Source organism: Clostridium sp. AM49-4BH, from assembly GCF_003478335.1.
Taxonomy (GTDB): domain Bacteria; phylum Bacillota; class Clostridia; order Lachnospirales; family Lachnospiraceae; genus Butyribacter.
In genome coordinates, this window is sequence record NZ_QUFB01000040.1 from 15,599 (window position 1) to 27,718 (window position 12,120).

A 12,120-nucleotide genomic window follows, 5' to 3' on the forward strand; every position below is an offset into this window, starting at 1 on the left:
TCACTGATTAGTCTGCAAAAAGTGCAGTTGACAAATATCTGTCACCTGTATCCGGTAATAATACGACAATGTTCTTGCCTGCATTTTCCGGACGATTTGCTAAAATGGTTGCTGCATGCAATGCTGCACCGGAAGAAATTCCTACCAATACACCTTCCGCCTTAGCAAATGCTCTTCCTGCTGCAAATGCATCTTCATTCTCGATTGGTAACACCTCATCATAAATCTTAGTATTCAATGTATCCGGCACGAAACCTGCACCGATTCCCTGAATCTTATGAGGTCCTGCTTCTCCCTTAGAAAGAACCGGAGAAGTTGCCGGCTCTACTGCTACAACCTTGATATCCGGATTCTGCTCTTTTAAGTACTCGCCGATACCGGTAACTGTTCCACCGGTACCTACACCGGCAACGAAGATATCAACTTTTCCGTCAGTGTCTTTCCAAATCTCCGGTCCTGTTGTTGCACGATGTGCAGCCGGATTAGCTGGATTTTCAAACTGACTTGGGATGAATGCGCCTTCGATTTCTTTTGCCAGCTCTTCTGCTTTGGCAATAGCACCCTTCATACCCTTAGCGCCTTCTGTTAAGACAAGCTCAGCACCATATGCTTTTAACAAATTACGACGCTCTACACTCATTGTCTCAGGCATTGTCAAAATAATACGGTAGCCTTTCGCTGCTGCTATAGATGCCAAACCGATTCCTGTATTTCCGCTGGTTGGCTCGATAATAACAGAACCTTCTTTTAATTTGCCGCTTTTCTCTGCTTCATCGATCATCGCTTTAGCGATACGATCCTTAACACTTCCTGCCGGATTAAAATACTCTAATTTTGCCAAAAGAGTTGCATTAGCTCCTGCCTGTTTTGCAAAATTCTTTGCATTCAAGATCGGTGTTCCTCCGATCAATTCTGTAACGCTTTCATAAATCTTTGCCATGTTAGTGTCCTCCTTATATTAAAAATGTTATTAGTGATCATTATTTTTTAATTGATTACTCAAACTTCCCATACCCATTTATGTTACGATGTCCCATAATACTTATTATGCGGTATATTTACTATCATTTTACAGCCTTAAACGCCTCATCCAAATCCTGAATGATATCATCAATATGCTCGGTACCGATAGAAAGACGAATCGTATTTTTATAAATACCTACTTCCTCTAACTCCTCTACCGTCATCTGTGAATGTGTAGTACTTGCCGGATGAATTACTAAGGACTTCACGTCCGCTACATTTGCCAGCAAAGAGAAAATCTCCAAGTTATCAATAAAGTCTTTCGCTGTGCGATCATCACCCTTAATCTCGAAGGTGAAAATGGAACCGCCACCATTCGGGAAGTACTTCTTGTATAATCTCTGCTGCTCCGGATCATCCGTTACAGATGGATGATGTACGCGCTCTACCTGTGGATGATTGTTCAAATATTCCACAACTTTCAATGCATTTTCCACGTGACGCTCAACACGAAGAGATAATGTCTCTAATCCCTGCAGGAAAATGAATGCATGAAATGGGGAAAGTGTTGCGCCTGTATCACGAAGCAAGATAGCACGGATTTTTGTAACAAATGCTGCCGGACCAACTGCTTTTGTAAAGCTGATTCCATGGTAACTTGGGTTTGGCTCTGTCAAAGATGCAAATTTGCCGGATGCTTCCCAGTCAAACTTACCGCTATCAACAATGACACCACCAATCGTAGTTCCATGTCCACCAATAAATTTTGTTGCAGAATGTACAACAATGTCTGCACCATACTCAATCGGACGGATCAGATATGGTGTTCCAAATGTATTATCAATGACAAGTGGAATCTTGTGTGCATGTGCAATCTTTGCAATGCCCTCAATATCAACAACATCTGAATTTGGATTTCCTAATGTCTCAATGAAAACCGCTTTGGTGTTGTCCTGAATTGCTGCCTCAACCTCATCAAAATTTGCAATATCTACAAATGTAGTCTGCACGCCATCCTGAGGAAGTGTATGCTCCAGATAATTGTAGGTACCACCATAAATATTACTTGCTGATACAATGTGGTCACCATTCTGTGCCAATGTCTTCAATGTATAAGAAATTGCTGCTGCACCGGATGCTACTGCAAGTGCTGCGACACCACCTTCCAGTGCTGCAATTCTCTGCTCAAAAATATCTGCTGTCGGATTTGTTAAACGTCCATAAATGTTACCTGCATCACTCAGGCCAAAACGAGCCTCTGCATGATCACTATTGTGAAATACATAGGAAGATGTCTGATAAATCGGTACGGCTCTTGCATCCGTAACCGGGTCAGCCTGCTCCTGACCAACATGCAACTGTAATGTCTCAAACTTCAAATTTCTGTCTTCTCTCTTTAACTTTGCCATATTTCAAACTCCTTTTCTGTACTAATTTCACATGTTCCCTGACACCGCATAATATGAGGCGTCTTGCACTGTCTGTTTCAAGTGATGAACTGAGTATACTACTATATTCCTAGTATGTCAATAGGGTTTATATACTTTTTTATTTTTTCAAAGATTAGGGTGCAATATCTCCATACTGCTACCGCAGTTATCATTCATTTATTCTCCCACTCGCAAACTTTGTGCCTATGGCACAAATTTGCCATATCTCCATACTGCTACCGCAGTATGGAGATATTATCGCCCCGCGCAACGACTGTATGATACCCAACGCTTTCTACACGCCGCTCCAAACAATTACGGCATTCGGCTGCCTCGTCCCCGGTACATACCTTTCCGTCATACAAAGAATATTTTGCACGCACTGCCACCGGAGACAAATTTGGCATAAGAACATTAGCTCCTGCCAAAATACCAAGTTCACGTCCCCGTGGATGAATGGTCGCCAACGCTGTTGTCGCTGGAAGCAATACATCCAGCTGCATAATACGCAGCAAACTCAACAAATATAATGTCTGTTCCAAAGTTCCCTGTGTTTCATTCGCAAAAGGCGTGTCTTGATGCGGTATAAACGGGCCGATCCCTATCATCTCCGGATGTAGTTCATGGATAAACAAGAAATCTTCTGCCAGATCTGCCGCTGTCTGTCCGGGACTGCCTACCATAAATCCGCACCCCGTCTGGTAGCCAATTTCCTTTAGATCACGAAGACACTGTTTTCGATGCGATAACGACATGCTCTCCGGATGCAATTTACGATAATGCGTATCATTGGCCGTTTCATGACGCAATAGATAACGGTCTGCTCCCGCCGCAAAAAAACGCTCATAACTTTCCCGTTCCCGCTCTCCAATCGACAAAGTGACCGCATGCTCCGGGTAGCGCCGTTTAATTTCCCGGACAATATCCACAATCTTGTCATCTGTGTAATATGGATCCTCTCCGCCTTGCAGCACAAACGTCCGAAAGCCCAGGCGATCTCCCTCTGCGCAACATGCCAGAATGTCCTCTTCGCGCAGTCGATAGCGATTGGCATTGCTATTGCTGCATCGAATGCCGCAATAATAACAATCGTTTTTACAATAATTTGTAAATTCGATCAAACCACGTACAAATATTTCTTTTCCATAATACGTATCACCCAAAGCACGTGCCTTTTCTGCAGCATATTTACGATTTTCCTCACTGTCATCTTCAATAACATGAATCCACTCTTCTTTTTGTAAGGATTTGTCCTGTTCCAAACGATCGATCAATTCTATTGTGTTCATATGAATCCTTTCTTCTATATAAATACCCCAAACTTTGCACATCAAAAATTGTCATGCTGTCACATATTGCTTATTATGTCAAAGAATACTAAGTATTTTGCAGCCACTACATAGTGATTTCTGCCGTCAGGGAACTATAGTAATTGCCTTGCCGCATTTTCGTTTTTAGTGATTTCTAGATTTTGTTGTCTCTGATGATTGATTTACATGCCTTACGTAAACTTAACCGTCCCGGAAGCAAGGTATTCATCATTTTTGAAAGGGACTTTGCGCTCGTCGTTACTTATGTCTCGTACTTCAGAGACATTAAGTAACGTGACGTAGCGCATCGTAGCGAAAGCGTCCCGTCAAAAATGGATGATACCTTGCTAAACCGGGACATCTCAGACACTCCTTCAGGCATGTATTCATCAGAGACTTAACAAAATAAGAAATCACGTAAAAACTCAGCGTTCTGCGGCAATTATCTTAGTTCTCTGACGGCAGAATAAGTTAGTTTGTCGGCTGCAAAATATCATAGTTATTGCTGACATAATAATCAATATGTGACCCGACAGCAACTTTTGATGTGCAAAGTTTGAATATATAATTATAAAGCAAACATGGAACACTGCAGCCCCGCCACACTGTTCCATCCTATCACATAGTTCTATTCTGCTTTTTTCTGCAGATCAAATCACTGCATACTGCAATGCTCACTCTGTCTCCGGTCTGCAGATCGTACCGCCACCGGCTACAATACCATCCCGATAAAGGACAAGTGCCTGTCCCGGCGTCACTCCACGCTGCGGCTCCTCAAAAATACATTCGTAAAGATCATCAGCCTACGCACAATATGGCATGCTGCTCCGGCATGGTTATAGCGAATCTTTCCCTGATACACTGCATTTTCGTCAAACATTTCCTCGCCCATAAAATTCATTTCACGTGCGTATACGTGATGCGACAAATTATGTTCCAAGCTGCCGATCACAACTTCATTTGTCTCTGGACGGATCTGCACTACAAAGGCAGGATATCCGAGTGCGAGTCCCAACCCCTTGCGTTGTCCTACTGTATAATGAATAATTCCTTTATGCTGTCCCAAAATATGTCCACCTACATCCACAAAGTTACCGGGAACCGATGGTTTCCCTGTTGCTTGCTCGATATAGGAAGCATAATCACCATCCGGTACAAAACATATTTCCATGCTATCCGGCTTGTGAGCTACTGGCAGCCCCACTTCCTCTGCGATCTGACGCACCCGTTCTTTTTCATATTCACCGACCGGCATCAGTGTCTGCGAAGCTGTTCCTGCGTCAGGTTGTATAACGCATAGGTCTGATCTTTGCGCGCTGTCACCGAATTAGCAATCGCATAGCGTCCATTCGGTAACTGCTTGATACGTGCGTAATGTCCTGTTGCGATATAATCTGCTCCGATCTCTATACTTCGCTGCAATAACGACTCCCACTTCACATAGCGGTTACATGCAATACAAGGGTTCGGTGTACGTCCTGCCTGATATTCACGCACAAAATAATCGATCACGTTGGTTTGAAATTCCTGCTTAAAGTTCATGACATAATAAGGAATCTCCAGCACATCTGCAACGCGTCTGGCATCATCAACCGCGCTCAATCCGCAGCATCCGCCCTCATGTTCTAATGTACAGACATCCTCATCCTGCCATATCTGCATTGTCACACCGATCACGTTGTAACCCTGTTCTTTTAATAAATAGGCGGCTACCGACGAATCGACCCCGCCTGACATTCCTACTACAACTGTCTCTTTCAACTTAATTCCTCACTTAACGCTTATTCCTGCTGCGTTATACTATTTAGCAAGTTCCAACATTTTGACAAGTGGTGCATTCGCTTTTACACGAAGTTCCTCATCCATAGTCACTTCCGGTTCCATCTCTTCCATTGCACGAACCACTTTCTCTAATGTGATTTTCTTCATATTTGGACAAAACTGGCGATGTCCGACAGAATAAAAACGTTTATCCGGGTTTTTCTGCTCTAACTCAAAGAAAATTCCCATCTCCGTACAAATAATAAATTCTTTGGCATCTGATTTCGTCGCATAGTCTAATATCTCAGAGGTACTACCGATAAAGTCTGAGATTTCCAGCACATCTGCCGTACACTCCGGATGTGTCAGAACCGGTGCATTTGGATGCAGTTTTTTGGCTTCTTCCACATTTTCACGATGGATACTCGTATGCACATGGCAAAAACCATCGTTAAAAATAAATTCTTTTTCCGGCACTAATGTCGAAATGTAACGGCCCAAATTGTTATCCGGGATAAAGAATATATGTTTATTAGGAAGAGACTGCACTACGCGAAGTGCATTAGAGGATGTTACACATACGTCCGAATATGCCTTGATCTCTGCCGTCGAATTGACATAACAGACAACTGCCACATCCGGATACTGTTCACGCACCTGCTGGATTTTGGCAATGTCCACCATATGCGCCATTGGACAGTCTGCAAACTCATCCGCCATAATGACACGCTTACCCGGATTTAAGATCTTAGCACTCTCTCCCATAAAAGAGACACCGCAAAATAAAATGTTTTGCTGGCTCACTTCTGTGGCTTTCTTAGCTAGAAAGTAGGAATCACCGACTAAGTCTGCAATCTCCTGAACCTCTCCATCTACATAATAATGTGCCAAAATCACAATATCTTTTTCTTTCTTCAGTTGCTCAATGCGTTCTCTCATCGTAATTACCATGCCTTCCTTTCAAATGTACAATATACGCTGATTAGTCTAGCATACTTGCGAAATATTCTCAATGTGTTTTTATGAAATTGCCATCAATTCTTAATGGCATACTCGCTGCCGTAAAGTGATCGCAGCTCTTCCTTCGTATTATACTGCTCGCCTAAGCAAAATTCTTTGGACCAAGTCATATAATACGCCCACGGTACATGTGATCTTGCCAGCAAAGCAACATCCGGATCGTATCCCACTTCTGTCAGCGCGGCCACTTTATGCGTTGTCGTGTTCGCGCGAAGTTCTTCATAATAAGAGGCGTAATCCGTTGCTTTTTTCTCCGGCAGATAAATATCCCATCCTATCACATCTACATACTCATCTCCCGGATACGCCTCTTTCGTCGGTGCACTCCACACCCACAAAAGGTTGTTCAAAGCGAGTTCATCCACAAAATAATGATACATTTTGCGATATAACTTTGCTGCTACTTCGCCGCCTTTGGATCCCCACCAGAACCAAGTGCCTTCTACTTCATGAAACGGACGCCACAAGATCGGGATTCCTGCCTCCGCAAACTTCCGCAGTTCTTCACCAATGCTCTTTAAGTCACGATAAAACGCTGCCTCCTCGGCAGAGCCTTCCTGCAAAATCTTCGTCGGATCAAAGTCCGTATGCTCTGTATAAAACGCTTTGTCTCTGCCTCCCATCGGTGAAAACCAGTGAAAGCAGATCGTGAGGATCACGTCTTTTTGTGTGGCAAGCGCAAGTGCCGTCTCCATCGTATGTTGATTCTCCCGAACCTCCGTCAGGCATGCTTCCGAAGCATCTTCCCAATTAATATTGCCCGAATACGACAGCATCTCAAACCCAACAACTTTAGGATAATGCCCTGTAACCTCATGGATATACTGATATTCCTCCATCGGATTGGTTTGTGTATGCTGCCCGGTCAAAATGCTTGTCCCACTGCAGCGAGCAAGATATTGTAATAATTCACGTGCCTCCGGTGTTGCATTCGAATTCACCGGAATGGTATCTAATAATGCTGTTTCCATAGTTCACACCGACCTTTCTTACATTTGCTTGCGGACAACTTGATATTCATCTCCATTGCGGTAATAGGGGCATTTCGCACGCTTGTCCGACAAAAAACGTACCAGATCATCTTCATCCATATTAACATCGCATATATATTCTTCCAACTCCTCGTCGTACATAAAGTTGGCGCAAGTATCACATTCCATGTTCTACGTCCCTTCTTTCTATTTGCGCATAAGTATAACATAAAATCGGCATTAGGACAAAAAGAGCAATTCTTGGTGATGTCACGCTACACAACAGCAATTTTCTGTTATCCAAAAAGTGCAAAACCAGCATTTTGCTCTGCAAGAATTGCTACAGCAATATGCGAGTAAGTACGATACTTGCTGCCATCCCGGCAACCGTGCAAAGCAGTGCTCCTGCCAATGTCCACCGCATTCCGGTGACCGGTTTATGGTCTTTATCCCCGGTTGCCATAAATATACCGATATCGTATAAAAATCGTTTCCGAGCAGCACATAAATAACGATGCCATAAAACCTTCGGTCGAGTCCGTTCCAAATTCTTTATAAATGTCTAGCAAAAGTCCGGTTGCTGCGGAGGACGAGATCATTTTGATCAGCGAAAGCGGCAATAATGCTGCCGGTAAAAACACTTTTTCCGTCCAGGGTGCTGCAACCGATGCAATCCCCTCTAAGATTCCCGATGCGCGCAGTATTCCAATAGCGATCATCAACCCGATCAACGTAGGCAGTACCCCGACCACAACACGGAAACCATCTTTGACACCATCGACAAAGGCATCGAAAATATCCACCTTGCAAAACAACCCATATCCCAATACATAAAATAGTAATAGCGGTATCGTCAAATTGGAAATATATTGAATGATCACTCTTCTCCTCCATCTGAATTTGCCAATCAACACAAAATTCAGTATAATATAAGAGATCCTGTTTTCATTTTATATTATGAAAACACTTATATAGATAGAACAGCAGTTAGAAATAGTTGCCTATAGTATACGGAAATGGGGATTTGTGAAGTATGTATACCACTTTTATTGCAGATGACGAATTAATTATCCGTCAAGGTTTACGTTGTATATTGGATTGGGAAGAACTAGGATTTCAAATTATTGGCGAAGCCGCAAATGGCGCCGATGCTTTGGATTTTATTATAAAAAATAATCCGGATTTGGTCTTGTTAGACATTCGAATGCCACAGATTCTTGGCACTGAAATCGTGCGGCGTGCGAAAGAACAGGGTTTTACCGGTAAATTCATCATTTTAAGCGGATTTACGGATTTTGAATATACGCAGGCAGCTATTCACTATGGCGTAGATTATTATTTAACAAAACCGATTGATGAAGATGCTTTATTGGAAACCGTCAAAAATATTGCGCTGCAGCTTGATACAAGTAAACATCAGCAAGAAATATTCTTGGAATACAAACGCAAGGCACACGATATGATCCTGCATGATATTTTGATCGGTCATGATATTCCGACTGCACCTGATAACTTTGATTACTATCCAAAAGCAGATTGCTATCAGGTGATCATATATGAAAAATACAACCACAATGCAGAGCGGATCACCTATCGTTTTTCAGATCTGCTTATGGTTACGAATGAAGATAACAATTCCTATGAAGCGATCACGATTGATGGCAATGAAGTCCTGTTATTAAAGGGAACTTTCATATTACAAAAGTTCCAAGATTTTTTGGAGCGTTATGAACGCGAGCAGAAGCCACAGACTAACTCGCCACTCGACTCCCTTTTTATCACCTATGGACGCACTGTCACTTCTCCAAAGGACATTCACACTTCCTATGAAGAAGCACTTCGATTACTACAGCGCCGCTTTTTCTGCGAACATAAGCAGCACACGATCGGCTACAAACAATTGCCACAGTTGGAATCTCGTAAACCTTTTGAGATCAACCAAGATGTTTTGCAAAATTACTGCAAGCAATTGATCGGATATATTCAGGCCGCAAAGCGTAATCAGGTTGCTGAAACGCTGCACGATCTCGAAAATAATTTATACAACTCTGCTGAAGATATTCAAGAGATTAAATTATTTTTGACCGATCTGTATCTGACGATCAAGGAAAAGCTGTCGCATCTCTATCACAATGCAGATATTCCATTTCCTGGCAATGGCGACATTATCGCCTTTGTCGGAAGTCGGTATTATTTGTATGAGATTATTTTGTATTTTACGGAACAATTTGAATTGATCATGCGTGCTATTGGCAATCCGTCAAGTGATAGTGTAATGGATGATATTATTCATTACATCGAGCATAATTATATGGACAATATTAAACTGGAAAATATCGCTCCATTGTTTGGGTACAATAGTTCCTATCTCGGCAAGATTTTCAACAAAAAGGTCGGCGAAGGGTTTAATGTATTTATCGACAAAGTACGCATAAATCATTCCAAAGATCTCTTGATCAACACCGAACTTAAAGTGTATGAGATTGCTGAGAAAGTCGGATATCGCAACGTGGATTATTTCCATACAAAATTTAAGAAGTATGTAAAAGAAAGTCCGGCAGAATTCCGCAAGAAGAATAAATAAACAAAAGCAAAGCCAGCGCTTTGCTTTGCAAGAATTGCTAAAGCAATTCTTGGCGGCTTCATACTACATAACAGCAATTTCCTATCAACCAAAAAAGCAAAGCCAGTGCTTTGCGATGATGTCATACTACATAACAGCAATTTCCTATCAACCAAAAAAGCAAAGCCAGCGCTTTGCGATGATATCACACAATATAACAGCAATTTCCCATTCCATAAACAAAGAACGCCTGAACCAGCATTGCCGGAACAGGCGTTTCTTCTGTTTATTCTTCTTATCCTCGAAAACACAAGCGTTCTGGTTATTTTGAACGAAGTAGTTTGGCTTCCTCTAATACCAAACGATAATTTCTTCGCCAAGCAGACGGGAACTGACTGCTTGGTAACGGACAGCCACGCACTCCAATTTCTAATGTAATCGAAGGTATTTTCTTCTTATACACCACATATTCCCGAAAGTTTCCTATACTCGGCTTGCCGGCATTATATCCTGCTGAAGAACCGTATCGCGTCAATGCGACAGCGCGACGATACATCGCAGCGGTCACCTTTCTGACGTTCCCCCGTTTTGAACAGCCGCCAAATGCGATCGAACCCATTGCATGATAATTTACCACACCCTTTAACTTCGATGTCTTCCTGATTTTACGAAGCAAAGATAGGATTGCCCTTGTCTCTGGTTCACTTGCTGCATGAGTGCCGGTGTATCCCTCGCTTCCACGTTTCTGATATCTTGCACGATAGGATACCGGATAGTTACGATTCAAATCAACGCCTCTGGCATTTGCTTTCCATAACCGATGACGGTTTGCCCCCGGCATTTTTCGCAGGGTTTTTCGCAAGGATGCCTTACGTATCGCTCTAATTCCATATTGTGATATCGTTACACCATCTGGATTTGCCATTGGTACATAATGAACGGCAATTTTTTCAAAAACATTGACGGGTACTGTTCCCGAAATAGAACGGTAATAATTTTTAAGATAATATTCAATCTGTGCCATGCAAAGCTGTACCGTCATATATTCTCGTGCATGAAGATTCGATACAACAAGCAAGGTTTTCTTGGCATTCGGATTGCCGATGATCACATCATATAAATTCCTTCCGTCGACCGATTTTCCAATCACTTGATAATGTACACGATCACCATAGGCGGCTTTGAGCTGATGAATATCCCAACTCATCTCGCTATAGCTGTAGCGCTGATGTTTTGTGTTGACAATCGTTTTGGTAGAAAACCACCTGCTGAGCTTACTATTTTCTTTATTGATCGCTTCTGACTGATAAGAAACAATTTTATATCTGTATTTCTTATTTGCTTTAATTCCCTTGTCGTCAAAACGGCAATTCTTCGTCGTACCTACATACCGGAACGCCTTGTTGTTCATCTGACGATATATCAAATACTTTTCTGCATTTTTCGCTTCTTTCCAAGTAATCACGAGACGGCTATTGTTTTTCCCGTAACAGATCTTAATGTTGCTGACCTTTCCCGGCCGTTCTATCGGAACTGCAGGAGTTTCTGTCGGTTCTGGCTCCAGTGTTGGTATTGGAGTCTCTGTTGGTTCCGGCTCCACGGTTGGTATTGGCGTCTCTACCGGCTCCGAAGATGGCTCTCTTGTTGCCGCCGGTGTCTCTGTCGGATCAGCAGATGGTTCTCTTGTTGCCGTCGGTGTCTCTTTCGGATCAGCAGATGGTTCTTCGGTGTCCGCTGATGCCTTGACAAATGCTTTCGTTGACACTGTACATTGTGAGTTTTTACTCACCGCCGCCTGTCCGGTAACCCCCTCACTACATACCAATGTGGCACACAGGAGTATACATAGTGCTTTATTCCATCTGATTCTTTTCATTGTTACGTTCCTTTCCTCATATGCTGTCTTTTCTTTCCTAATTGTTGCTCAGATTATATTGTAGCACAAATGTATTAAAATGTAATGACCAACTAACGCTTAATTTCTCTATCCTGATGCGACTTTTCCGGCTGGCAGGGTAGAGATTTCGGCTGGACAGATCCTGATTTCTCTGCCCTGGCTCCACGTTTTCGGCTGGCAGGGTAGAGATTTCGGCTGGCCAAAT

The 12,120-nt window shown here is 42.6% G+C and carries 10 protein-coding genes and 1 pseudogene; 1 reads left to right on the forward strand and 10 read right to left on the reverse strand.

The features are described 5' to 3' along the window. Positions 1-7: 7 nt before the first annotated feature. From cysK to DW981_RS10980, 9 genes and pseudogenes are all read right to left on the reverse strand, one after another. The gene (gene cysK, locus DW981_RS10950) at positions 8-940 is read right to left on the reverse strand and encodes a cysteine synthase A (protein WP_022025613.1); all 933 of its coding nucleotides are present in this window, start codon (positions 938-940) and stop codon (positions 8-10) included. 124 nt (positions 941-1,064) lie between these two features. Continuing rightward, positions 1,065-2,372, reverse strand: a complete 1,308-nt coding sequence (locus DW981_RS10955) for an O-acetylhomoserine aminocarboxypropyltransferase/cysteine synthase family protein (protein WP_022025614.1) — start codon at positions 2,370-2,372, stop codon at positions 1,065-1,067. Positions 2,373-2,629: 257 nt separating this feature from the next. Beyond that, positions 2,630-3,682, reverse strand: coding sequence for a [FeFe] hydrogenase H-cluster radical SAM maturase HydE (hydE, locus tag DW981_RS10960; RefSeq protein WP_118507743.1), 1,053 nt, complete (start codon positions 3,680-3,682; stop codon positions 2,630-2,632). Positions 3,683-4,377: 695 nt separating this feature from the next. Next, positions 4,378-5,440 (reverse strand): annotated as a pseudogene (gene mnmA / locus DW981_RS10965) (tRNA 2-thiouridine(34) synthase MnmA). 63 nt (positions 5,441-5,503) lie between these two features. Beyond that, positions 5,504-6,415, reverse strand: coding sequence for a quinolinate synthase NadA (nadA, locus tag DW981_RS10970; RefSeq protein ID WP_118507744.1), 912 nt, complete (start codon positions 6,413-6,415; stop codon positions 5,504-5,506). A gap of 83 nt (positions 6,416-6,498) precedes the next feature. Then, a complete protein-coding gene (locus DW981_RS10975; RefSeq protein WP_118507745.1) occupies positions 6,499-7,455 on the reverse strand; it encodes a glycosyl hydrolase in 957 nt (318 codons plus the stop codon). A gap of 18 nt (positions 7,456-7,473) precedes the next feature. After that, complete coding sequence (locus DW981_RS15160) at positions 7,474-7,644, reverse strand: DUF6472 family protein (RefSeq protein WP_022025938.1); 171 nt, start codon at positions 7,642-7,644, stop codon at positions 7,474-7,476. Between the two features lie 151 nt (positions 7,645-7,795). Further along, positions 7,796-7,918, reverse strand: coding sequence for a hypothetical protein (locus DW981_RS15950; protein WP_279220194.1), 123 nt, complete (start codon positions 7,916-7,918; stop codon positions 7,796-7,798). Continuing rightward, positions 7,902-8,336 (reverse strand): spore maturation protein, encoded by a 435-nt coding sequence (locus DW981_RS10980; RefSeq protein WP_243034730.1) that lies wholly within the window; start codon positions 8,334-8,336, stop codon positions 7,902-7,904. Before DW981_RS10980 ends, DW981_RS15950 begins: the two co-directional genes overlap by 17 nt. Before the next feature lie 152 nt (positions 8,337-8,488). Between DW981_RS10980 and DW981_RS10985 the strand changes: the two genes are divergently transcribed. Continuing rightward, a complete protein-coding gene (locus DW981_RS10985) occupies positions 8,489-10,039 on the forward strand; it encodes a response regulator (protein ID WP_118507746.1) in 1,551 nt (516 codons plus the stop codon). Positions 10,040-10,340: 301 nt separating this feature from the next. On the opposite strand, the gene DW981_RS10990 is transcribed toward DW981_RS10985, so the two are convergent. Then, a complete protein-coding gene (locus tag DW981_RS10990) occupies positions 10,341-11,894 on the reverse strand; it encodes a M14 family zinc carboxypeptidase (protein WP_118507747.1) in 1,554 nt (517 codons plus the stop codon). Positions 11,895-12,120: the final 226 nt, after the last annotated feature.

What these genes read in the sequence shown, in the direction of transcription:
- DW981_RS10985 (WP_118507746.1), top strand. Translation starts at nt 8,489, where the DNA reads ATGTATACCACTTTTATTGCAGATGACGAATTAATTATCCGTCAAGGT.
- nadA (WP_118507744.1), bottom strand. Translation starts at nt 6,415, where the DNA reads ATGGTAATTACGATGAGAGAACGCATTGAGCAACTGAAGAAAGAAAAA.
- DW981_RS15160 (WP_022025938.1), bottom strand. Translation starts at nt 7,644, where the DNA reads ATGGAATGTGATACTTGCGCCAACTTTATGTACGACGAGGAGTTGGAA.
- DW981_RS10975 (WP_118507745.1), bottom strand. Translation starts at nt 7,455, where the DNA reads ATGGAAACAGCATTATTAGATACCATTCCGGTGAATTCGAATGCAACA.
- DW981_RS10990 (WP_118507747.1), bottom strand. Translation starts at nt 11,894, where the DNA reads ATGAAAAGAATCAGATGGAATAAAGCACTATGTATACTCCTGTGTGCC.
- DW981_RS10955 (WP_022025614.1), bottom strand. Translation starts at nt 2,372, where the DNA reads ATGGCAAAGTTAAAGAGAGAAGACAGAAATTTGAAGTTTGAGACATTA.
- cysK (WP_022025613.1), bottom strand. Translation starts at nt 940, where the DNA reads ATGGCAAAGATTTATGAAAGCGTTACAGAATTGATCGGAGGAACACCG.
- DW981_RS15950 (WP_279220194.1), bottom strand. Translation starts at nt 7,918, where the DNA reads ATGGCAACCGGGGATAAAGACCATAAACCGGTCACCGGAATGCGGTGG.
- hydE (WP_118507743.1), bottom strand. Translation starts at nt 3,682, where the DNA reads ATGAACACAATAGAATTGATCGATCGTTTGGAACAGGACAAATCCTTA.